Origin of the sequence: Brevundimonas sp. ZS04 (assembly GCF_001956865.1) — a bacterium.
In the GTDB taxonomy this organism is placed as follows: domain Bacteria; phylum Pseudomonadota; class Alphaproteobacteria; order Caulobacterales; family Caulobacteraceae; genus Brevundimonas; species Brevundimonas diminuta.
This window is the reverse complement of the sequence record NZ_MTHE01000007.1, coordinates 100,998-121,548: the sequence shown is the minus strand read 5'-3', so window position 1 is coordinate 121,548 and position 20,551 is coordinate 100,998. Positions and strand designations below refer to the sequence as shown.

The window sequence follows — 20,551 nt, the reverse complement described above, 5'->3', positions numbered from 1 at the left end:
GCGCGGGAGGTCGAAGGACTTTCCGTGCCCCTTTTTAATTCTCCCGAACCTTCCTTCGACGTCGTGGTCATCGGCGCGGGCGTGCTGGGCCTGTGCGCGGCGGCGGAGTTGAGACGACGCGGACGTCGCGTAGCGGTGGTAGACCTCGGCGGCGTCAACGCTTCGGCGGTAGCGGCAGGCATGATCGCGCCGGCCATGGAATGCGCCATAGACGATCTGTCGCCCGAGGCGGCGCAAGTGCTGCGCAGGGCGCGCGACCTGTGGCCCGCCTTCGCAGAGGCGACGGGCGTGCGGCTGTATGGCGATCTGGCGGAATGGCGCGGCGGCGACGTCGCCGAACTGGCGGCGCGGATGAAGGCGTTGAGCTTCCAGCATGAGTATGACGCCGCTTCGGCCCGCCTGACGACGCATGAGGACGCCAAGGTTGATCCGCCTCAGGCGCTGAAGGCGCTGGCGCAGGGACTGACCGTGATCGAGGCGCGGGCGCTGCGCATGGCCCCGGACGCGCTCGGCTGGCGGGTCGAGACGACGGCGGGCGCCGTGCGCGCGGAGCATCTGATCCTGGCCACGGGCGCCGACCCGGCTCTGGAGGGCCTGCCGCCCGAAGCGCGCACGGCCGTCGCCTGCATCATCCCCATTCGCGGCCAGATCGGTCTGGTGAAGGAGAAGCTGGTCGACCATGTCGTGCGCGGGCCGGGCGCCTATGTCGCGCCGATGGGCGAGGGTAGCGTGATCGGAGCGACGATGGAGCCGGGAGAGCGCTCGGTGACGCCCGACGCCACGCGCTGCGAGGCCATGCTGGCCGCTGCATGGAAGGTGCTGGATCAGGCGTCGCGCCCGCTGAGCATCGACTGGCGTGCGGGGGTGCGCGGCACGACGCCGGACGGCCTGCCGATGGCCGGACAGGTCGCGCCGGGTCTTCATGTCGCGCTGGGGCCGCGTCGCAACGGCTGGCTGTTGGGGCCGCTGGTCGGCGCGGTCGTCGCGGATGCGACAGAGGGCCGACCCGTCGCCGAGCCGGCCCTCCATCCCTCGCGGTTCCTTTAGTCCTTGGGCAGGTCGAAGCGGATCGCCATGGTGACGCGCGCGCCGTCGACGGCCTGTCCGTCCACCGTGCGCGGGCTGAGGCGGAAGTAGCGGCTCAGGCTCACCGCCGCCCGGCCGAAGCCCTGATTGCCCGGCGTTTCCGAGGTGACGGAACAGCCGGTCAGGCTGCCGTCCACCCGCACCAGGCAGGACAGTTCGGCCACCCCGCCGATCCCACGCGCCTCGGCAGCGGACGGATAGGCCCGCATCAACTGATCCGCCGTCGGCTTCCGCACCCAGTCGGGCTGGGTGATGACGGGAACCGGCTTGGGCGGTTCGGGCGTGACCGTCGTTCCGGCCGAGGGCTCGGTCGCAGGTTCGGTCAGGTTGATGACCGGCCCGGCGTCATGGCTGACGACGGGGGCGACCGGAACCTCCAACGGGGCGACGTCGCTGGGCATGACCTGCGTCGGCCGATGGATCGGCGGGGTCGGCGCGGGCGAGGCCGTCTTTGGCTCGGGCGGCTTGACCCTGGGCGTCAGCTCCACGATCGTCGTGGGCAGGTCTTCCAAGGACGCGGGGGCGTCGGCCAGTTCGAAGCGTTGCTGATACAGCCAGACGCCGGCGCCGACATGCACCAGAGCCGAGGCGGTGATCATCGCCCACACCCATCGGGGCAGGGGCTTCTTGCGTTGCTGGAAGTCGAGGGGGCTGACCACGCCGTGGCCCCCGGCGATACGCATCATCATGACTTACGCGCCTCCTGTCGCAGGCCCTCCCCAGCACCCACGGAACAGAGTTCGCGCTTCGCTTGCGGCCTTATTGTGGCGCTTGGAATTGTTAACGGCAGGGGTGTTGCGTTAAGCTTTCGTTTACCGAGGTTAGCGACCGTTCACATATGACCGTGAAAGCGATTCCATCATCCGGCGGCGTGGAGGCGGCGATCCGGCGCGCCTCGACCTCGACTGGCGTGGATTTCGATTTCCTGATGAAGACCGCGCGTCGCGAAAGCGCGATGAACCCCAATGCGCGGGCGCCCACGTCCTCGGCCTCGGGCCTGTTCCAGTTCATCGAGCAGACCTGGCTGGGCACGGTGAAGCGGCACGGCGCCAAGCACGGCTACGGCCAGTACGCTGACCTGATCTATCAGGGCGGTGACGGGCGCTGGCAGGTGCGCGGCTCGGCTCGCAATGTCGTGTTGGACCTTCGCTTCGATCCTCAGGCCGCCTCGACCATGGCGGGGGAGCTGACGGCCTCCAACGCGGCCTATCTGCGCGGCCGCACGGGGCGCGAGCCGGGGGCGGGCGACCTGTACGCAGCGCACTTCCTGGGTCCGGCGGGCGCGGCCAAGCTGCTGGAGGCGGTGCAGTCGCGGCCGCAGACCAGCGCGGCGGCCCTGTTCCCCGAAGCGGCCTCGGCCAACCGTTCGATCTTCTATCGCAATGGCCGAGCGGCGACGGCGGCCGAGGTGCACGCCAATCTGCAGCGCACCGCGGGCGAGGCCTTCCCGGCGGTCGGCGTCGGCAGCGGCGGGGCGGCCAAGGCGGCGCCGGAGCTGAGCGAAAAGGACCGGATGCTGGCCGCGCGCATGGACCGCTTGAAGCAGGATCAGAGCCTTCTGGCGCTGTTGCTGGGCCAGGACGGGCAGGGATCAGGCGGCGGTTTCGGAGGCGCATTCGCTCCGCCGCCGGATAAGGTGGCGTGACCACGCTTCCGCCTTATTCCTAAGAGGGTGTTAACTATGTAACGCTAGGGGTGACGATTGATTCCTCGCCAACCCTGAGCCTTCGAGCCATGACCGCCTACCGCGCCAGACTGACGGAAAGCGACATACGGCGCCTGATCAAGTCTGATCTGGAGGACGAGCGCGCGGCCGCCGCTCATAAATTGTGCCGCAGCATCGACCGCATGGCGCTGGATGATGTGGAGCGCGAGGCGGCGCAAAAGATTCTGAGCGTGCTGGCGGCCGATGCGGCGGAACTGGTGCGACGGGCCGTGGCGGTGACGCTGAAGGCTTCGGACATCATGCCGCGCGAGGCGGCGCGCAGGCTGGCCGGCGACGTGGACAGCGTGGCCCTGCCTATCATCAACAGCTGTCCGGCCTTCACGGACGACGACCTGATCGAGATCGTGCGCGCCGGGACGGCGCTGCGCCAAGTGGCGGTGGCGTCCCGCCCGCGCGTGCCGCGCGATGTGGCGTCGGTTTTGGTCGCCGAAGGCAAGCAGGAGGCGGTGGCCGCCCTGGCCGCAAACGACAACGCCGATCTGTCCGAGGCTGCGCTGGGCGTCGCCCTGGATCGATTCAGCGATGCGCCGGAGGTGATTTCGGCCCTGGCCTATCGTCAGGTTCTGCCGCTGTCCGTGACCGAGCGGCTGGTGGTTCTGGCCAGCGAGGCTGTGCGCGAACACCTGATCACCCGCCACGCCCTGACGCCTGAGACCGCTATCCAGTTCGCCGACTTCGCGCGGGAGCGGGCCACGATCGACCTGGTGGACCAGGCCCGTGTGACGGATGATCTGCCGACCTTTGTGGCCGGGCTGAACAGCCGCCGGGTGCTGACGCCGTCTCTGTTGCTGCGGTCCTTGGCGCGGGGGCAGATCGGCCTGTTCGAGCACGCCCTGGCCGAGTTGGCGGGTACGCCGCATCATCGCGCCTGGCTGATGGTGCATGACGCCGGGCCTTTGGGACTCAAGGCCATCTACGACCGTGCGGGCATGCCGCCACGGCTGTTTCAGGCCTTCCGCGCCGGGGTCGACACCTGGCGGGCGCTCCAGGCCGAAGGCGGGGACACCGGCAGCGCCGTCTTCCGTCAACGGATGCTGGAGCGGTTCCTGAGTCAGCGTCCCGACGCCGCCCGTGAGGATCTGGCCTATCTGCTGGAGCGGTTGGATCGTCCGGCTGACGACGGCTGGCGCGGCGCCGTCAGCGCGGCCTGAGCCGCGCCTGATCCATCAGTCGGTTTTAGCCCAGGTGCTCCGCTGCACGGGCTTCCAGGGTTTCAACCAGATCGCGTCCGACGGGATGGTCGTCGGTCTGGATCTTGTCGCGGACCACGGCCTTGATGGCGTCAATGTGGGCGTCGACCACGGCCAGGGGAGCCTGCATCCGCTTGTCGGCGTCGTCCAGCATCCGGCAGAGCGAGGCGGCGATGCGCGTGACCAGCGGGTATTCGTATGTGGTCCCCAGTCCCTTGAGGTCGTGGGCGCGGAAATAGAGGGCCTCAGCCGTTTCGGGCGTGTAGCCCTGGCTGCGGATGTCGGACTGAGCCTTGTCCAGCCTGACCACCTCGTCGTTCAACCACTGGCCGAACTGAGCCGACATGGCCTTCAGCGCCTCCTCGGCCCTGGCGATGGCGTTGGCGTCAATGCCGCCGAAGCCGCCGCCGACCTTGGCGCGCAGGGGATTGGGCGGGCGGATGACTTGGTTGGTCACGGGCGGCTCCTCAACAACAGCGGCCATTTTGTCGCGCAGAGGCTTAAAATCCGGTGACGGCGCCTCGACTATTTTACAGTTCAGGCCGCGAATTGTTCGGCCATGACGCGCTCTTCATATGAGCGGCCTGAATCGAACAGCATGGTCAGGGTGATGTCGCGACGCTCCCGCACCTCGACGCGCGAGACGCGGCGCACCTCGAAATTGTCGGCGGTGGCGCTGACCGGCCGCTTGTCCGGCTCCAGTACGTCGAAGCGCACGCGCGCGGTGTGCGACAGCAGGGCGCCGCGCCAGCGCCGGGGGCGGAAGGCGCTGATCGGCGTCAGCGCCAGGCTGGGCGCGTCCAGGGGGATAATTGGCCCATGCGCCGACAGATTATAGGCGGTCGACCCGGCTGGCGTCGCCACCAGGCAGCCGTCGCAGGTCAGCTCCTCCAGCCGCACCTTATCGTTGATGCTGATGCGCAGCTTGGCGCTCTGGCGCGTCTGGCGCAGCAGGGAGACTTCATTGATGGCCAGGCCGCTGTGGACCTGGCCGCTTTCGACCCAGGCGTCCATCTGCAACGGATGCAGCACCGTGCGGTCAGCCTGGGCCAGACGATCCAGCAGGTCGTCTTCCTCATAGTCGTTCATCAGGAATCCGACGGAGCCGCGGTTCATCCCATAGACGGGCGTGCGCAGCTGCAGATTGTTGTGCAGGGTCTCCAGCATGAAGCCGTCGCCGCCCAGGGCGACGATGACCTCGGCCTCGGCGGCGGGAACCGAGCCATAGCGTTCGCTCAACCGCTGGCGGGCGGCTTCGGCTTCGGGCCGGTCGCTGGCGACGAAGGTGATGGCGGTGGGATGGAACGACTGAGTCACGGCGCTACGCAAGCGGAGCGGAGGCGCGCTGTCAAACGGTCGACCCGCCTTCAGTCGCCATCAGCAGACGAAATTCATAGGCCGCCTGCGTGGTCGACCGCTGCGCCGGGCGCCAGGCCTCGCCGTCAGGATCATGCGGCAGGCCGTGGTTCAACCGACGAACCTCGCGCAGCAGGGCGGGGAAGGCGGCGCGATCCAGCCCTGCGGCGGTGCAGGCCAGAAAAAGCGGTCGGGCGGTGTCGCCGCGCAGGGCGCGCCGTAGCGCTTCGGTCTCCAGACCGCTCAGCATGGTCAGGGCGTGGACGAAGAGGTCGAGTTTCTCTTCCCGCAGCGCCCGCATCAGGGTGGCGGGGCGCAGTTGTCCCGCCGCATGCAGCTTGGCGGCCAACTGGGCGGCGGCGTGATCGGGCGTGGTCTCGGCCACTTGCTGGGCCGCTGCGGCGACCGCCGTCGCCAGGGCGGCGGCGTCCAGGCTGAAGCGCTGGGAGATGGCCTGCTTCAGGGCCTCGCCGACCCACTGATAGAGACGCAGGGCCAGATCCTCGTTCAACCGGGGATGTCGCGTCAGCGGCGCGCGCAGGGCGGCGATGGACCGCGCCTGCTCCACCAATCGAGCCATGTCGGCGGCTTCCAGCCGCGCCGTCCCGTTGACGGCCAGGGCGGTCAGGACGGCCGGCTCGCCGCGATCGAGGATGGCGCGGGCGGGCAGGGGGCCGAGATCGGGGCGCAGGGCCACCTGGACCTGATGGTCCAGCGAGGCTTCCTCCAGCAGGGTCAGCAGGTCGGCGTCGAGCAGCAGGGGGCTGGCGGCGATCACCGGGCGGGCGATCTCTATGGCGTCGGCGGCCAGCAGGCGCACCAGGTCCGCCGGCGCCCAGGCGGCGTCCGCCAGACGTTCGGCCAGGGCGCGGCGGATATCCTGCTCGGCGGCGCGGACCATGGCGACGAAGACCTCGGTCAGGGCAGGCGGCGCGCCAGCCTGGCCGCCGACCGAGCAGTAGAGGTCCGCCACGCCCAGCAACAGGCGCTGCTGTTCTTCCGGCGGCCGTCCGGCGGCCAAATCGATCAGTTGGTGAAGGCTGGCCAGCGGCAGGGGCTCGCTACGCGGGGAGGGCGCGAACGCCTCGATTGAGTCCACGAAACATCCCCCTGACGATGCGGCCGCGCCGCCGGCGGACAGTGTTCGCTCGTGTCGATGAAAACAGGGTTAATGAAGTCTTCCGTTTCGGTTCTTCGGCGGCGGTCGGCGACTTGACGCCGGGCCGGAGCGGAGAGAGGCTCATCTGAACGCTGATAAGGGGAAGGCCAATGACGGACGCGGCGCGGTCGCTCAAATCCCAGGTTTCCGAGGCGGAGTGGAAGGTGCGGGTCGAACTGGCCGCGCTGTACCGCCTGGTGGCGCTGAACGGGTGGGACGACATGATCTTCACCCATATCTCGGCCCGCGTGCCGGGACCGGAGCATCACTTCCTCATCAATCCATACGGCTGGTATTTCGATGAAATTACAGCCTCTTCCCTGGTGAAGGTCGATCTGGACGGCAATGTCGTTCAGGACACGACCAGCTTCATCAACCCGGCGGGCTTCACCATCCATTCGGCGGTCCATGCGGCGCGCGAAGAGGCGCATTTCGTCATTCATCTGCACACCGTGAACGGCGTGGGCGTCGCGGCGCAGAAGGACGGCCTGCTGCCGATCAGCCAGAACGCCTGCCTGCTGCAGCATCAGGTCGCCTATCACGGCTATGAAGGCCTGGCCCTGAACCACGACGAGCGCGAGCGGCTGGTGGCGGACCTGGGCGACAAGCCGCTGATGCTGCTGCGCAATCACGGCACCCTGGCGGTCGGGAACACGGCGGCGGAGGCCTGGGTTGGGATATTCTTCCTGGAACGCGCCTGCGCCCAGCAGGTCGCGGCTCTGTCGGCGGGACGCGACAACGTTCTGATCGCGCCTGACGCCGCCCAGGCCGAAACCAAGGAGCAGGGCCGGGGGATCGGCTTTGTCTCCTCCCTGGCCTGGCCTGGCGCCCTGCGCCAGCTGCAGCGAAAATCGCCCGGTTACGACATCTAGCAAAGGGTGGGGCCGTGCGAGGGAGGGGAGGCGTCGGCCTTTGGGTCGGATTGGTTGCGCTGTCCGGCGCTGAGGCGGCCCACGCCGGCGCCTGGAATCTGCCGAAGGGGCAGGGCGAGATCATCGTCAAATACGAGAATATCCGCGCCGAGGACTATTTCACCTCCGACGGCGGGCGGGCCGACTTGCCGGGCGGGCGGCGCGACATCGCGGCCAGCGTGTTCGTCGAATATGGCTTGAGCGACCGCTTCACTCTTCAAGCCAAGGGCGAATGGCAGGACGGGCGCGACGAGTTCCTCGACTATCAGGGGCTGGGGCCGATCGAGATGGGCGTGCGCTGGCAGGCCTATCGCGACGATCGCAACGTCGCGGCCGTCTATGTCGGCTACGCCGAGGGCGGGGCGGGACGCAACGCCGGCTACGCTCCGCCGGGCGCGGGAGACAGCGACGTCGAGGTGCGGCTTCTGGCGGGCCGGTCCTTTGATCGCGGATTTATTGATCTCCAAGCGGCGCGGCGCTGGCGGTCGGGTTTGCCCGACGAGACGCGCGCGGATGCGACGGCCGGGGCGCACCTCAACCAGGACTGGATGGTGATGGCGCAGGCCTTCGGCGGGGCGGCGGATGGCGACGGCGCGGCGCGCTGGCTGTCGCTGGAGGCCTCGGTGGTGCGTCGGTTCGGAGACTGGCGGCTGCAGGCTGGCTGGCGACAGGCCGTTTCGGGTCGTGAAATTCCTGCGGGCAGAGGGCCTGTCATCGGAATCTGGCGTCGATTTTAGTCCCGATTTCCGCGACGGAATCCGAGGTTCGCCACGTTACAGATACGTTATTTGCGTAACGGCGGTGACCCGTTAAGCGGGGGCGCTTGTTGTCGGGGAGACTGCGTCGCGTGTTCAAACGCCATTTTTTCATTATCGGCGCAGCCTGCGTATTGGGGCTGATGGTCGTGGCGGCGATCATCAAGATCGCGGCCGGCGGCGGTGACGCAGGCCAGCAGCGCGGTCCGGGGGGACCGGGCGCCGGCCGTGGCCAGATCGTCGCCGAGGTTGTGGCGGGGCGTCGCGAATTCGCTGACCAGATCCGCGTGCTGGGCGTGGCCCGCAGCCGCCGCTCGGTCAACATCACCTCGAACACGACCGAACTGGTGACCCGGGTTATGTTCACCGACGGCCAGGCCGTGGCGGCGGGGGCGCCCCTGGTCGAGTTGCAGGCGCGCGAGGAAGACGCGGATCTGATCCGCGCGCGCGCCCAGCTGGAGAACGCCCAGCGCGAGTACGATCGCTATCGCATCCTGGCTGAACGCGGCGTGGCGCCGCGCGTCATGGCCGAAACGGCTGAAACGGCGCTGAAGACGGCCCAGGCGGCCATGGCGGCGTCGGAAGCGCGTCGCGGAGACCGTATCCTGCGCGCGCCCTTCGCCGGCGTGCTGGGCCTGACGTCGGTCACGCCGGGCACCCTGATCTCGCCGGGCGCGGTCATCACCACCCTGGACGACACCAGCGGCGTTCGCGTCGACTTCCCCATGCCGGAACGCTATCTGGGCGTCCTGCCCGTGGGCGCGCCGATCACGGCGACCACGGACGCCTTCCCCGGCGAAGAGTTCAACGGCCGCATCGCCTTGCTGGATACGCGGGTCAATGAACAAACCCGCGCCGTCATCGCCCGCGCCGAATTCCCCAACCCTGGAAACCGCATCCGCCCGGGCATGATGATGCGCGTCGCCGTTCACCAGGGGCGCCGACAGAGCCTGGCCGTGCCTGAGGCGGCTGTTCAGTATGAGGGCCAGGGCGCCTTCGTCTATCGCATCGCGCGCGGCGAAACGGGCACGACCGCCCAGCGCGTCGAGGTCCAGACCGGCGCCGTCGAGAGCGGCTTTGTCGAGATCGTCTCGGGCCTGGGCAATAACGACCGCATCGTCGCGTCCGGCTTGAACCGCATCCAACCGGGCGCCCCCGTCACCGTCGAAGGCGCCGAAGGTCAGCAGCGCGGCGCTCCAGCCAAGGGCGGCGCACGCGCGTCGCAGGCGGCCCGCCCATGATGCTGTCCGATGTTTCGGTCCGGCGCCCCGTCTTTGCGGCGGTGGCGGCCATCGTCCTGTGCGTCATCGGCGCCGCGGCCTTCTTCTTCCTGCCCGTGCGCGAACTGCCGGACGTGGACCCGCCGGTCGTGTCGGTCAGCACCAACTACGCCGGCGCCTCGGCCGAGGTGATCGAGAGCCGGATCACCGAGCCGATCGAGCAGCAGATCGCCGGCATCCAGGGCGTCGAGCGCATCAACTCGACCAGCCGCGACGGCCGCTCCAACGTGAACATCGAGTTCTCGCTGGACCGCAATATCGACGATGCGGCCAATGACGTGCGCGATCGCATCTCGCGCGTGCTGGGCCGCTTGCCGGATCAGGCCGACCCGCCGGAAGTGGCCAAGGCCGATTCCGACAGCCAGCCGATCATGATCATGTTCCTGCGCTCCACGACAATGGACCGAATGGAGCTGACCGACTACGCCCGCCGCTATCTGGTGGATCGCTTCGCCACCGTGCCGGGTGTGGCTCAGGTCAACATCTTCGGCGAGCAACGCTACGCCATGCGCATCTGGCTGGACGCCGGGGCCATGGCGGCGCGGGGGCTCACCGTTACAGATGTCGAGAATGCGCTGAACAGCCAGAACGTCGAACTGCCCGCAGGCGCGCTGGAGTCGGCGCAGAAGGACTACACCGTCCGCGTGGCGCGCAACTACGCCGACCCGGCCGATTTCGCCCAACTGCCCATCGGCACGCGCGGCTCGGCCTCGACCGCCACGGGCGCGCAGGCGTCGGGCACCCTGGGCGCGGCCTCGGCGGCCATGACCAACGGCGTCACCGGCGCCCTGATCGGCAACGCCGCCTACGTCACCCGTCTGGGGGACATCGCCCGGATCGAGGAGGCGCCCGCCGAGGCGCGCCGCCTGTTCCGCGGCAACGGCGTCGATCAGATCGGCCTGGCCGTCACCCGTCAGGCCCAGTCCAACGACCTGCAGATCTCCGAAGGCGCGCGCAAGCTGATGGAAGAGATCGCCCCCAGCCTGCCGCCCGGCACGACGCTGGAGGTCGGCTCCGACAACTCGGTCTTCACCTCGCACGCCATTGACGAGGTGTGGATCACCATCGGCATCTCCATGGCCCTGGTGGCCCTGGTCAACTTCATCTTCCTGGGCAGCCTGCGTGCGGCGATCATCCCGTCGGTGGTGGCGCCTATCTGCCTTCTGGCGACCTTCATCGTCCTGGCGCCGCTGGGGTTCTCGCTGAACCTGCTGACCCTGCTGGCCCTGGTGCTGGCCATCGGCTTGGTCGTCGATGACGCCATCGTCGTGGTCGAGAACATCCAGCGCCGTCTGGATCACGGCGAGCCGCCGTTGGTGGCCGCCGAGCGCGGCGCGCGTCAGGTCTTCTTCGCCGTCGTGGCGACGACGATCGTGCTGCTGTCCGTGTTCGCGCCGCTGCTGTTCCTGCCGGGCTACGTCGGGCGCCTGTTCGTGGAACTGGCGGCGGCCATTGCAGCGGCCGTGGCCTTCTCGGCCTTCCTGGCGCTCAGCCTGTCGCCCATGCTGGCGTCCAAGATCCTGAAGCCGGCGCACACCGGCGGCTGGGTTGCGCGGCGCGTGGATGCGGGCATGGACGCCCTGAAGCGGTCCTATGCGGCTTCGCTTGACGCCCTGCTGGGCCGACGCATCGCTGTCGGCGGGGTGGCGGCCGTCATCGTGCTGGTCGCGGCGGGGGCTACAGGCATTTTCCTGCACCTGCCGAACGAGCTTGTGCCGAACGAGGACCGCGGGCGCGTGACGCTTCGCATCGCCGGGCCTGAGGGCACGGGCTTCGACTACACGCGCGAGATCATGCTGGGGCTGGAGCCGATCCTGGCCGAGTATCGTGAGAACGGCGAAGCGGCCAACTTCCTGGTGTCCTCGCCTGGTTTCGGCGGTTCCGGCTTCAGCTCGGGCAGCGCGATTTTGAACTTGTCCGACTGGTCCGAGCGCGACCGCTCGGCCGACCAGATCGCCCAGGAGCTGAACGGCAAGCTGCGCAACCAGACCGGCGCCCAGGTCAACGCCTCGACGCCCGGCGCCTTCCAGCGGGGCGGCGGCAACTCCAACTCGGTCGAGATGGTCGTCACGGGTTCGGAATACGCCGCCATCTACAACTGGCTGCAGCCCATCTTGGCGGCGGCGCAGGAGAACCCCGGCTTCTCGCGTCCGCGCCTGAACTATGAGCCGAACGCGCCGCGCCTGCTAGTCGACGTCGATCCTCAGAAGGCGGCCGCCCTGGGCGTCTCCTCGCAACAGATCGGCCGCACGCTGGAAACCATGTTCGGTTCGCGCCGCGCCACGACCTACATCAAGGGCGGTCAGGAATACGACGTCATCCTGCAGACCGAGCGCGACAATCGCCGCGAAGTGACGGACCTGGAGTCGCTCTATGTCTCGACCGGCACGGCCCAACTGGTGCCGTTGTCCGCCGTGGTCTCGACCAAGACTTCGGGCGATACGCCGGACCGTCGTCGTTTGGATCGCCAGCGGGCGATCACCCTGGCGGCCGACCTTAATCCCGGCATGACCATTGATGACGCGGTGCAGTTCCTGAACGCCGAGGTCGCCAAGCAGCCGCAGGGCGTGACCAATATCCGCTGGGGCGGGGCCGCGCGCGATCAGCAGGAGGCGGGCAGCGCCGTCGGCTGGGCCTTCGCCCTGGCCCTGCTGCTGGTCTTCCTGGTTCTGGCGGCCCAGTTCGAGAGCTGGATCACACCGGCGGTCATCATGCTGACGGTGCCGCTGGCGGCGGCGGGCGGGCTGTTCGGTCTGTTGATGGCGGGCTCCAGCCTGAACATCTATAGCCAGATCGGCCTGATCATCCTGATCGGCGTGGCCGCCAAGAACGGCATCCTGATCGTCGAGTTCGCCAACCAGCTGCGCGATCAGGGGCGGAGCATCCGCGAGGCGATCATCGAGTCCTCGTCGCTGCGCCTGCGTCCGATCATCATGACTTCGATCGCCACCGCCTTCGGCGCCCTGCCGCTGGTGCTTTGGCAAGGGGCGGGGGCGGGCAGCCGTCAGACCATCGGCGTGGTGATCTTCACCGGCGCCATGTTCGCGACGGTGCTGACTCTGTTCGTGGTGCCGGTGATCTACGGCGTGCTGGCGCGCTTCACCAAGTCGCCGGAATACACCGCCCGCAAGATCGAGGAATGGGAAGCGCAGGAGAAGCGCGACGGCCTCGAGCCGGACATGAGCCCGGCGGAGTAGTTTCCTTCTACCCTTGTGGGAGAAGGTGGCTGCCGAAGGCAGACGGATGAGGGGTTTTGCGACCTCAGATGAAGGGACGCGCGTCAGGCGTCCCGCAACTCCTCATCCGACCTCGCTCTGCTCGGCCACCTTCTCCCGCAAGGGGAGAAGGCTAGGCGTTGCTCACTCGCCAGTCGGCTTGAACCCCGTCTCGACCTTCAGGAAGGCGATCACGTCGCGACGGTCCGTGGCGTCGGGCAGGCCGGCGAAGCTCATCTTATTGCCGGGCAGGAAGGTGCGTGGATTCTGCAGCCAATGGTCCAGGGTCTCGGCGTCCCAGGTGAAGTCCGCTGTCCGCAGGGCGTGGGAATAGCTGTACTTGTCCCGCGCGCCCGCCTCGCTGCCGAAGACGCCATAGAGGTTGGGGCCCGTCATGTTCGGCCCGCCCGGCGTGATGGTGTGGCACGAACGACAGCGGGCGAAGGCGCGGCGGCCGTTCTCCAGATCCGCCTGGTCATAAGGGGCGGGCAGGGAGGCCAGCAGGGCGGCTTTCTCGGCCTCGGTCAGCGCGGGGGGCTTGGGGGCTTCGGCCGCGCTGGTGCCCGAACCTTCGGCGCCTTGGCCGCAGGCCGTGAGGCCCAGAGAGCCTGTTAGCGCGGCGGCCAGCACGACGGCCGGGCCGGACGCGCGGCGGATCGTGGGGAAGGACGAAAGACGGAACATGACGCACTCCTTGGCCGAGGGGCATGCTTTAGCCCATGAGGGCGCCGTCGCAATGGACAGCTTGTCCAAGCGAGGGCGTCAGCGCCCGGTGGTCAGCTTCACCACGATGTGGGCGGTGGTGTCGATGATGGCTTCCGGCGTATCGGCGCGGCGCATCAGTTCGAAGCCCGCCGCAACGGATTCCACCAGGTTCGCCGTCTCATAGGAGGTCAGGCGGGGATTGAGCCCCTCGGGATGCAGGCCGCTGGCGTGGGCCTGGGCGATACGGCGCTCCAGCGCCAGGTGCAGGCGACGCAGGCGGCGGATGCGGCTCTCGGCGAACGCGGGCTCGCCCATGTCGGCCAGCATGTGCTCGACCCGCAGCACCGGGCCGTGATCGCTCCATAGGCCCAGAACCTCCAGCACATAGGCGCGCGCCGCCTCGAAGGCGCGCTCGCCGGACCAGTCGGCGTGGATGTGCGCAGCCAGCCGCTGGAAGTCCTCGCCTGCTTCTTCGCACAGCAGCAGCAGGCCTTCCTCGACCGAAGCGAAGTAGGTGTAGAAGGTCGGCGCCGACACCCCCGCCGCCGCCGCCACGTCGGCGGGACGGATTTCGCCCAGATGCTTGCTGTTCAGCAGTCTGCGCAGAGCGTCCAGCAGGGCGCGCCGGGTGCGGGCGCCCCGTGTGCGGATCTTGTGACCCAGCTTGTTGGTCGTCTCGGACATGTGGGAGGCGGCCGAAGTTGCGATGGAAACGGGCCGAAAAGGGGAGAAGGCGAAGGCCTAGCGGCTTCCGCCCTCTGCGACAAGCGCGACTCGGGCCGCGACGGGCCCTACAGGGTGGCGCAGACCTCGACCTCGTCGCCGAAGAAACCGCCCGTGGGCACGAAGCCCAGACGGCGATAGAAGCCCTCGGGGCTGCCTTCGCCCAGGCCGTAGCTGGTGAAGAGCGTGGCGTAGCCGCGACGACGCAGGCGCTGCTTCACCATCTCGACGACCCGGCGGCCGACGCCCGCGCCCTGGTGCGGGCCTGCGATCATCAGGCGCCACAGATAGGGGCCGTCGCAGTCGATGCCGTCGTCCCACTCGTCGCCGTCGTTGACCATGACCAGGCCGACGAGTGTTTCGTCCAGGTAGATCGCTCGAAGCCATGTCGCTTCGGAACAGAAACCCTCGGCGATGGACACGCCGTTATCGGCGACGACAGCGCGTTGCGCCGGCGACAGAGTTTCGCTCAACTCGCAGACTTCGCTGACATTTTCAGAGGTGATGCGGCGGAAAGAGATTTCATTTTCAGGAGACATGGACGGCATATTGCAAAGCCTCTCCATGCTTCGCCCTGCGACGTATGGACGCCGAACGCCTGAGGCGCGGGAGAGGAGGCGAGGGCCCTCGTCTCGCGAACGCCGTGACGGGCTGTTCGTCGTCCTGCCGGTTTGAAATCGGCGTTCTGCTAGTTCAGAGCGCGGCATTTAGAGGTGGAGTTGTTCATGACCGGGTCGTCGATCATACAGAGGACGTATCGGTCGCCGTTCGTGAGAATGAAGGAGAACGACTCTGTATTGGGGTTGTACATCTCGGTCCGATAGTTGGTATGCGAGATGATCTTCCAGCCTGTATTCAGCAATTCGGTCATTGATTGAGAAAGCGGAACCCAATCCGTAGCGCGGTGCTGGGGATCGGGGTCCGGAACCCTCTGCCGCCGTGCTTGGGCCTCGACAGCCGTCGGAACCATCACGAGCAGAGCGAGCAGCAGGGTGAATTTTCGCATTTTCATCCTTTAGGGCGGCCAAACGACGGGCGGGCGAGCGAAGGCCCTGGGCGTCGAACGTCGTCGGCGGATGGTAGCGTGAGGAATCGCGATCCGTCGATACGGATAACCGCGTCGCATCTCGCTACGTGCGGGCCTGATCATTCCCGGTCTGATCGGGAGAGGGTGGTGCCGGTTGCAGGGATCGAACCCGCGACCTTCGGTTTACAAAACCGCTGCTCTACCAGCTGAGCTAAACCGGCGTGGCCCGCCTTATGCTGGCGGAATCTCTTTGACGCAAGCACACTGATCGAATGCCCTCGCTGCCCTATCTCGCGCCCATCGTCATGCTGGCGCTGTCCAACGTCTTCATGACCTTCGCCTGGTACGGCCACCTGAAATTCGGGGCCAAGCCGCTGTGGATCGTGGTTCTGATCAGTTGGGGGATCGCCTTCTTCGAATACTGGCTGGCCGTGCCCGCCAATCGCATCGGCCATCAGGTCTACTCGGCGGCCGAGTTGAAGACCATGCAGGAGGTGATCACCCTGCTGGTCTTCGCGATCTTCTCGGTGATGTATCTGGGGGAGAAGCTGACGGTGAACCACCTGATCGGCTTCGCCCTGATCGCCGGCGGCGCCTTCTTCATCTTCAAGGGACCGCTGTAGGCGGTCAGTCCAGCGCGGCCGCGATCTTCTGCGCCAGGATTTTCAACTGTTCGGCGTCGGCCATGGGGGCGTGGCCATGACCCTTCATCGGGCGATCGGCCCAGCGCGGCACGATGTGGAAATGCAGGTGGAAGACCGTCTGGCCGCCCGCGTCGCCGTTGAACTGCATCAGGCTGAGGCCTTCGGGCTTCAGCGCCTTTTCGACCGCGCGGGCCGTGCGCTGGACGGCGGAGGTCAGCTTGGCCAGGGTCTCGGGCTCGATCTCCAGGATGTTGCGGGCGGTCGACGTCTTGGACACGACCAGGACGTGCCCTTCAGACTGGGGAAACACGTCCATGAAGGCCAGGACGTCGTCGTCCTCCCACACCTTCACGCTGGGCATGTCGCCGCGCAGGATCTTGGCGAAGATGTTGTCCGGGTCGTAGGCGCCGTGAAGGCTCATGAGGGTCTCCTTCGGGGTAGGGCGCTCAGCCTAGCAGGCGATCTTGCCGGACGCACGGAGCGGAACGCCGCGATATGCGCTTATATGGTCAAGGTTCTTCAGTTGGAGGCGTCATGCTGGGTTTCATCGTTCAGGCCGTGGTCACGGCGATCGGCCTGTGGGCCTCGGCCAAGCTGGTGCCGGGGGTGGAGTTCACCTCGACCGGCTCGCTGATCGCGGCGGCGGTCATCCTGGGCGTGGTCAACGCCTTCGTGCGGCCGCTGATGGTGATCCTGACCCTGCCGCTGACCATCGTCACCTTCGGCCTGTTCCTGCTGGTGGTGAACGCCGCCATGATCGGTCTGACGGCCATGTTCCTTGGCGGCTTCGTCGTCGACGGTCTGTGGGCCGGGATCGGCGCGGCCATCGTCACCGGCGTCGTCAGCTGGATCGCCGGCGCCCTGTTCGGGGGCGTGGACGAGCGGAGATAATAAATTACCCGGGCAATATTGACGCGATAATATCATCCGGGTAATTCCTTCCTCAACAAAGCGAGGACGGATTATGACTCTGTGCACGGCCTTCGACGGCCATACGATGATCGCGACCGGGCCGTTGGCTCAGGTCGCGGGTGCGGTGAAGGCCGCGCACGACTCCGGACGGGCGGTTCTGATCTTTCGGGATGAGGATGCGCAGCCGGTGGACCTGGATTTGCGCGGCGATCTTGCGGCGGTGCTGGCGAGACTACCGCCCGAGCCGTCGCAGCCTGAACCTGAGAAGCGCGGGCCGGGGCGGCCGAAGCTGGGCGTGACCGCGCGCGAAGTCACCTTGCTGCCCCGCCATTGGGACTGGCTGGCGTCCCAGCCGGGCGGGGCGTCGGTCGCCTTGCGCAAACTGGTCGAAACCGCCCTTCGCGAGGCGGAGGCGCCGGATCGGATGCGTCGCAGCCGTGAGGCGGCCTATCGCTTCATGACCGCCGTGGCGGGCGATCTGCTGGACTATGAAGAGGCCGTGCGGATGCTGTTCGCGGGCGACTGGACGGCGTTCGACGCCTGGACGGAGGCCTGGCCCGTGGACGTGCGTGATTACGCTCGGCGTCTGGCGGAGCCGGGCTGGCGCAACGGCCAGGGACGCTAAGGTCTGGACGCTGAGGTCAGCTGGGGCGGATCACCATGCAGGTGACGCGACGCTCGGACAGGGCCTCGCACGCCGCCTCGGCCGACTGCTGGGTCATGCCGGTGAAGCGCGACCGATACCAGCCGTTCGCCGTCTGCACGTCGCGCTGGGCGCTCGAGAATTGGGTGCGGAAGCGGCGGCTGACGTCGTTCAGCCAGTCGCGGGCGACGGCTTCCTCGCGGAAGGCGCCGACCTGGACAGTCCAGCGGCCGGCCGGAGCCGGAGCGGCGGCGCGCGCAGAGGTGTTGCGGGTCGCGCGGGCCGGCGCCGCCGGCGCGGCGGCCGAACCGCCGTTGAGGGCGGCGGTCAGGCTTTCGGGCGGGCGGTTCTCGGCGCGGCGCGCCGATGGCGGCGGCGTCACCTCGGTCGGCAGGTTGCGCGGCGGCGGACCGGCGACATAGGCCACCTCGGTCGATGAGCCGACGCCTTCGCCGTCCTCATCCGACAGGGAGGCGTAGGCGACGGGCAGCGAGGGGGCGGCGCTGATCCCAAAGCCGCGCTGTTCGAAGAAGGCCTGGGCCAGTTGGATGCGCTCGCCCTGGCCGCGGCGACGCTGAACCTCGAAGCCGGTGTCCATCAGTTCGGCGACGTGGTCGTTGCGGCTCTTGGTCGAGCGGCCGCCCATGACGATGGTGATGATCCGCTTGCCGTCGCGCACCGAGGACGCCGCGAGATTGTAGCCGGAGGCGTTGGTGAAGCCGGTCTTGATGCCGTCATAGCCGCGCCCGGTGGCCAGCAGGCCGTTGGTGTTGCGGTAGTCCCGGCCTTTGTAGAACCAGTCATGCAGGCCGAGGTAGCGGTAGTATTGCGGATAGTCGCGCATGACCGCGCGGCTGAGGATCGACAGGTCGCGCGCCGTGGTCGCCTGGCGCGTGTCAGGCAGGCCGTTGGCAGTGGTGAAGCGGGTCTGCTCCATCCCCAGTTCGCGCGCCTTTTCCGTCATCATCTGGGTGAATCGGCCTTCCGAGCCGCCGATGTGCTCGGCGATGACCACGGCCATGTCGTTGGCGCTGCGGACGGCCGTGGCGCGCATGGCGTCGTCCAGGCTGATCGTCTGACCGGCCGCCAGGCCCAGCTTGGACGGCGGCTGCGACGCCGCGCGCGGCGAGACGGTCAGGTTGTCGTTCAGGTTGACCTTGCCCGACTCCAGCGCCTCGAACGCCAGATACAGGGTCATGACCTTGGTGATGGAGGCCGGATAGCGTCGCGCGTCGGCGAAACGCGAGAACAGGACTTCACCCGAAGCGGCGTCGACCACGATGGCCGCATACCGACTATCGGACGACTGCGCTTCCGGCGGCGCGACGCCGATCGTCGGCGTCAGGATGATTCCGCCCAGGACCAGGGCGGCCAGGAAACGTCGGCGGAATAGGGCGTTCATGGGCAAGCTACTAGCCTCGTCACTGTGGCGCGAAGACGGCTGCGATCACGCACGTTACAAAGGCTAACATCCGCTTCCCCGGTTTCGAGAGGGTTAACGACGCGTCAACAGACTTGTGATCGCTCTCCGCATCCAGAGGGCAGGTTATCAGCGATCATATTGTGCGTCGCACAAATTTCACTTGAAGTTTCTTCGCAGGTGCACCATATCGCCGTTGTCGCGATGGGCCCGCCTGTCGCCAGAACCCTTTTGCTTCAGGAGACTCCCCATGGCTGACGCCGCTGAGACCGTGAAGAAGACCGTCGAACAAACCACCGCCAAGGCCAAGGCCCAGGCTGAATCCATTCAGGCCGCCGGCGCCAAGGCGTTCCGTGAAGGCGTCGACAAGTCCGTCGCCTCGCTGAGCGAACTGAACGCGCACGGCAAGAAGAACCTGGAAGCCGTGGTCGAATCCGCCGCCGCCGCCCAGAAGGGCGCCGAGGCCCTGTCGCAACAGGCCGTGGCCTACAGCAAGAAGTCCTGGGAAGACGGCGTCGCCGCCGCCCAGTCCTTCTCGCAGGCCCGCTCGGTGCAGGAACTGTTCGAGCTGCAGACCAACTGGGCCAAGTCGGCCGCCGAGGCCTATCTGGCCGAGTTCGGCAAGGCGACCGAGACCATGACCGCCTCGGTCAAGGACAGCTTCAAGCCGATCAATGAGCGCGTTTCGGCCGCCGTCGAGCAGTTCCAGGCCGCCCGCTAAGGCGCGACTGCACGCTTAATGCGAACGAGGCCCCGGCGGAGACGCCGGGGCCTTTTTCATGGCTTCGCTTCGGCGCTCATGGGCGCGTGGTCGATGCTGAAGGCGCGGGCCAGCCGCCAGCGCCCGTCCGGCTCCAGCCGCCACAGGACGGAGAAGCGGGCGCGTCCGACCAGGGTTTCCGGCCCGTCGCCCTGCCGTTCGTAGAACAGGTGGCTGCCTTCTTGGACGGCGCCGACGCCGGGGATGGCGTAGACTCGCATCGTGCCGGGCACGAGTTCGCGCCGTGAGCGCCAGGCGTCAGGGGCGGTCCGCGCCGCGCAGCCCTGGCGATAGTCGTCGATGAAGCGCGCCCGCGTCGCCGTCAGTCCGCCCCGGTCGTGATAGAATTCCAGGTCGTCTGTCACCAGATCGGCCAGGGCCTCGGGATCGCATCGGTCGAACATGACCGAAAACAGGGCCGCGTCCTGTTCAGCGATGATGGGGGCGAGGGCGGCGTCATCGGTAGGGGCGGCGGGCGGTTGGGCCAGCGTCAGGGCGACGAACAGTCCGGCGATCAGGGGCATGGCGGCGGTCCGGGGCAGGGAACGGAAGCGCATTGGTGCGGTTCCTGAGCCGAGATGTCCCGTGAATCTTTGGTCAGGCGACCGGGGTCACGCAGGCTGTGACTGGACGCATCTACAAATCAGGCCATCATTCCCTATCTGATCTTTTGACACTCCCCGATTACGGACCACGAATGCCTAACAGACGGCCAGGTGAACAGGGCGGAGGCGCAGGCGCCGCCGTCGTCACCGAGACAAAGCCGAAACTTCAGCGGCCCTCGCTCTATCGGGTGCTGATCCTGAATGACGACTACACCCCCATGGAGTTCGTCATCTACGTGCTGGAGCGGTTCTTCCAGAAGAGCCGCGAGGACGCGACCCGCATCATGCTGCACGTGCACCAGCATGGCGTCGGGGTCTGCGGCGTCTTTACCTACGAAGTGGCCGAAACCAAGGTCGCCCAGGTGGTCGAGACGGCGCGACGCCACCAGCACCCCCTGCAATGCACGATGGAAAAGGACTGAGAGGAACCTGCC

Annotated in this window: 23 protein-coding genes and 1 tRNA gene; 12 read left to right on the top strand and 12 right to left on the bottom strand. The window is 67.6% G+C overall.

Annotated features, from left to right (window positions below):
- The first annotated feature begins 24 nt into the window (after positions 1-24).
- On the top strand, positions 25-1,047 hold the full coding sequence (locus BJP32_RS10905; protein ID WP_233126809.1) for an FAD-binding oxidoreductase: 1,023 nt from the start codon (positions 25-27) through the stop codon (positions 1,045-1,047).
- Here the strand turns inward: BJP32_RS10905 and BJP32_RS10900 are convergent.
- Positions 1,044-1,775: an energy transducer TonB gene (locus BJP32_RS10900; RefSeq protein ID WP_046653729.1), complete on the bottom strand. Its 732-nt coding sequence runs from the start codon at positions 1,773-1,775 to the stop codon at positions 1,044-1,046. The two genes, BJP32_RS10905 and BJP32_RS10900, sit on opposite strands and share 4 nt — an antisense overlap.
- 149 nt (positions 1,776-1,924) lie before the next feature.
- Between BJP32_RS10900 and BJP32_RS10895 the strand changes: the two genes are divergently transcribed.
- Together BJP32_RS10895 and BJP32_RS10890 are read left to right on the top strand one after the other, a co-directional pair.
- A complete protein-coding gene (locus BJP32_RS10895; protein ID WP_046653728.1) occupies positions 1,925-2,731 on the top strand; it encodes a transglycosylase SLT domain-containing protein in 807 nt (268 codons plus the stop codon).
- A gap of 89 nt (positions 2,732-2,820) precedes the next feature.
- Positions 2,821-3,963 (top strand): DUF2336 domain-containing protein, encoded by a 1,143-nt coding sequence (locus BJP32_RS10890; protein ID WP_046653727.1) that lies wholly within the window; start codon positions 2,821-2,823, stop codon positions 3,961-3,963.
- A gap of 25 nt (positions 3,964-3,988) precedes the next feature.
- Here the strand turns inward: BJP32_RS10890 and BJP32_RS10885 are convergent, their stop codons facing one another.
- The 3 genes from BJP32_RS10885 to BJP32_RS10875 are packed head-to-tail and all read right to left on the bottom strand — an operon-like array spanning position 3,989 to position 6,457.
- Positions 3,989-4,486, bottom strand: coding sequence for a hypothetical protein (locus BJP32_RS10885; RefSeq protein ID WP_003164422.1), 498 nt, complete (start codon positions 4,484-4,486; stop codon positions 3,989-3,991).
- Positions 4,487-4,539: 53 nt separating this feature from the next.
- Complete coding sequence (locus BJP32_RS10880; RefSeq protein WP_003164423.1) at positions 4,540-5,319, bottom strand: NAD kinase; 780 nt, start codon at positions 5,317-5,319, stop codon at positions 4,540-4,542.
- A gap of 31 nt (positions 5,320-5,350) precedes the next feature.
- The gene (locus BJP32_RS10875) at positions 5,351-6,457 is read right to left on the bottom strand and encodes a DUF2336 domain-containing protein (RefSeq protein ID WP_076224048.1); all 1,107 of its coding nucleotides are present in this window, start codon (positions 6,455-6,457) and stop codon (positions 5,351-5,353) included.
- Between the two features lie 170 nt (positions 6,458-6,627).
- Here BJP32_RS10875 and BJP32_RS10870 point away from each other — a divergent pair, with 170 nt between their 5' ends.
- From BJP32_RS10870 to BJP32_RS10855, 4 genes are all read left to right on the top strand, one after another.
- The gene (locus BJP32_RS10870; protein ID WP_076224046.1) at positions 6,628-7,389 is read left to right on the top strand and encodes a class II aldolase/adducin family protein; all 762 of its coding nucleotides are present in this window, start codon (positions 6,628-6,630) and stop codon (positions 7,387-7,389) included.
- Between the two features lie 50 nt (positions 7,390-7,439).
- Positions 7,440-8,165, top strand: coding sequence for a hypothetical protein (locus BJP32_RS10865; protein ID WP_076224044.1), 726 nt, complete (start codon positions 7,440-7,442; stop codon positions 8,163-8,165).
- 110 nt (positions 8,166-8,275) lie between these two features.
- The gene (locus tag BJP32_RS10860) at positions 8,276-9,424 is read left to right on the top strand and encodes an efflux RND transporter periplasmic adaptor subunit (RefSeq protein ID WP_076224042.1); all 1,149 of its coding nucleotides are present in this window, start codon (positions 8,276-8,278) and stop codon (positions 9,422-9,424) included.
- A complete protein-coding gene (locus BJP32_RS10855) occupies positions 9,424-12,660 on the top strand; it encodes an efflux RND transporter permease subunit (RefSeq protein WP_076224078.1) in 3,237 nt (1,078 codons plus the stop codon). The genes BJP32_RS10860 and BJP32_RS10855 overlap by 1 nt, the downstream gene beginning before the upstream one ends.
- 162 nt (positions 12,661-12,822) lie before the next feature.
- Here BJP32_RS10855 and BJP32_RS10850 read toward each other — a convergent pair whose 3' ends face one another.
- From BJP32_RS10850 to BJP32_RS10830, 5 genes are all read right to left on the bottom strand, one after another.
- Positions 12,823-13,362 (bottom strand): cytochrome c family protein, encoded by a 540-nt coding sequence (locus BJP32_RS10850; protein WP_232463948.1) that lies wholly within the window; start codon positions 13,360-13,362, stop codon positions 12,823-12,825.
- Positions 13,363-13,440: 78 nt separating this feature from the next.
- On the bottom strand, positions 13,441-14,067 hold the full coding sequence (locus BJP32_RS10845; RefSeq protein WP_046653724.1) for a TetR family transcriptional regulator: 627 nt from the start codon (positions 14,065-14,067) through the stop codon (positions 13,441-13,443).
- Between the two features lie 107 nt (positions 14,068-14,174).
- Positions 14,175-14,579 (bottom strand): GNAT family N-acetyltransferase, encoded by a 405-nt coding sequence (locus BJP32_RS10840; protein WP_197733819.1) that lies wholly within the window; start codon positions 14,577-14,579, stop codon positions 14,175-14,177.
- 215 nt (positions 14,580-14,794) lie between these two features.
- Entirely contained in the window at positions 14,795-15,112 is a 318-nt protein-coding gene (locus BJP32_RS10835) for a hypothetical protein (protein WP_046653723.1), read from the bottom strand.
- 166 nt (positions 15,113-15,278) lie between these two features.
- Positions 15,279-15,354 (bottom strand) — tRNA-Thr (locus BJP32_RS10830).
- Positions 15,355-15,405: 51 nt separating this feature from the next.
- Between BJP32_RS10830 and BJP32_RS10825 the strand changes: the two genes are divergently transcribed.
- Positions 15,406-15,756, top strand: coding sequence for a DMT family protein (locus BJP32_RS10825; RefSeq protein WP_046653721.1), 351 nt, complete (start codon positions 15,406-15,408; stop codon positions 15,754-15,756).
- A 4-nt stretch (positions 15,757-15,760) separates the two neighbouring features.
- On the opposite strand, the gene BJP32_RS10820 is transcribed toward BJP32_RS10825, so the two are convergent.
- Entirely contained in the window at positions 15,761-16,198 is a 438-nt protein-coding gene (locus tag BJP32_RS10820) for an HIT family protein (RefSeq protein WP_046653720.1), read from the bottom strand.
- 113 nt (positions 16,199-16,311) lie between these two features.
- Between BJP32_RS10820 and BJP32_RS10815 the strand changes: the two genes are divergently transcribed.
- Together BJP32_RS10815 and BJP32_RS10810 are read left to right on the top strand one after the other, a co-directional pair.
- Positions 16,312-16,668 (top strand): phage holin family protein, encoded by a 357-nt coding sequence (locus BJP32_RS10815; RefSeq protein ID WP_003164436.1) that lies wholly within the window; start codon positions 16,312-16,314, stop codon positions 16,666-16,668.
- A 73-nt stretch (positions 16,669-16,741) separates the two neighbouring features.
- Entirely contained in the window at positions 16,742-17,314 is a 573-nt protein-coding gene (locus BJP32_RS10810) for a DUF2239 family protein (RefSeq protein WP_046653718.1), read from the top strand.
- Positions 17,315-17,330: 16 nt separating this feature from the next.
- On the opposite strand, the gene BJP32_RS10805 is transcribed toward BJP32_RS10810, so the two are convergent.
- Positions 17,331-18,734, bottom strand: a complete 1,404-nt coding sequence (locus BJP32_RS10805; protein ID WP_046653717.1) for a D-alanyl-D-alanine carboxypeptidase — start codon at positions 18,732-18,734, stop codon at positions 17,331-17,333.
- Between the two features lie 268 nt (positions 18,735-19,002).
- Between BJP32_RS10805 and BJP32_RS10800 the strand changes: the two genes are divergently transcribed.
- Positions 19,003-19,473 carry a phasin family protein gene (locus BJP32_RS10800; RefSeq protein WP_003164441.1) on the top strand — a complete coding sequence of 157 codons (471 nt, stop codon included), beginning with the start codon at positions 19,003-19,005 and terminating at the stop codon, positions 19,471-19,473.
- A gap of 56 nt (positions 19,474-19,529) precedes the next feature.
- Here the strand turns inward: BJP32_RS10800 and BJP32_RS10795 are convergent, their stop codons facing one another.
- Positions 19,530-20,069 carry a nuclear transport factor 2 family protein gene (locus tag BJP32_RS10795; protein ID WP_083673969.1) on the bottom strand — a complete coding sequence of 180 codons (540 nt, stop codon included), beginning with the start codon at positions 20,067-20,069 and terminating at the stop codon, positions 19,530-19,532.
- Positions 20,070-20,209: 140 nt separating this feature from the next.
- Here BJP32_RS10795 and clpS point away from each other — a divergent pair, with 140 nt between their 5' ends.
- Positions 20,210-20,539, top strand: a complete 330-nt coding sequence (gene clpS / locus BJP32_RS10790; protein ID WP_003164443.1) for an ATP-dependent Clp protease adapter ClpS — start codon at positions 20,210-20,212, stop codon at positions 20,537-20,539.
- Positions 20,540-20,551: the final 12 nt, after the last annotated feature.

Coding starts and splice junctions, on each gene's coding strand:
- BJP32_RS10825 (WP_046653721.1), top strand. CDS start 15,406: ATGCCCTCGCTGCCCTATCTCGCGCCCATCGTCATGCTGGCGCTGTCC.
- BJP32_RS10900 (WP_046653729.1), bottom strand. CDS start 1,775: ATGATGATGCGTATCGCCGGGGGCCACGGCGTGGTCAGCCCCCTCGAC.
- BJP32_RS10815 (WP_003164436.1), top strand. CDS start 16,312: ATGCTGGGTTTCATCGTTCAGGCCGTGGTCACGGCGATCGGCCTGTGG.
- BJP32_RS10885 (WP_003164422.1), bottom strand. CDS start 4,486: ATGGCCGCTGTTGTTGAGGAGCCGCCCGTGACCAACCAAGTCATCCGC.
- BJP32_RS10870 (WP_076224046.1), top strand. CDS start 6,628: ATGACGGACGCGGCGCGGTCGCTCAAATCCCAGGTTTCCGAGGCGGAG.
- BJP32_RS10895 (WP_046653728.1), top strand. CDS start 1,925: ATGACCGTGAAAGCGATTCCATCATCCGGCGGCGTGGAGGCGGCGATC.
- BJP32_RS10805 (WP_046653717.1), bottom strand. CDS start 18,734: ATGAACGCCCTATTCCGCCGACGTTTCCTGGCCGCCCTGGTCCTGGGC.
- BJP32_RS10820 (WP_046653720.1), bottom strand. CDS start 16,198: ATGAGCCTTCACGGCGCCTACGACCCGGACAACATCTTCGCCAAGATC.
- BJP32_RS10850 (WP_232463948.1), bottom strand. CDS start 13,362: ATGTTCCGTCTTTCGTCCTTCCCCACGATCCGCCGCGCGTCCGGCCCG.
- BJP32_RS10845 (WP_046653724.1), bottom strand. CDS start 14,067: ATGTCCGAGACGACCAACAAGCTGGGTCACAAGATCCGCACACGGGGC.
- BJP32_RS10810 (WP_046653718.1), top strand. CDS start 16,742: ATGACTCTGTGCACGGCCTTCGACGGCCATACGATGATCGCGACCGGG.
- BJP32_RS10855 (WP_076224078.1), top strand. CDS start 9,424: ATGCTGTCCGATGTTTCGGTCCGGCGCCCCGTCTTTGCGGCGGTGGCG.
- BJP32_RS10795 (WP_083673969.1), bottom strand. CDS start 20,069: ATGCGCTTCCGTTCCCTGCCCCGGACCGCCGCCATGCCCCTGATCGCC.
- BJP32_RS10800 (WP_003164441.1), top strand. CDS start 19,003: ATGGCTGACGCCGCTGAGACCGTGAAGAAGACCGTCGAACAAACCACC.
- clpS (WP_003164443.1), top strand. CDS start 20,210: ATGCCTAACAGACGGCCAGGTGAACAGGGCGGAGGCGCAGGCGCCGCC.
- BJP32_RS10890 (WP_046653727.1), top strand. CDS start 2,821: ATGACCGCCTACCGCGCCAGACTGACGGAAAGCGACATACGGCGCCTG.
- BJP32_RS10835 (WP_046653723.1), bottom strand. CDS start 15,112: ATGCGAAAATTCACCCTGCTGCTCGCTCTGCTCGTGATGGTTCCGACG.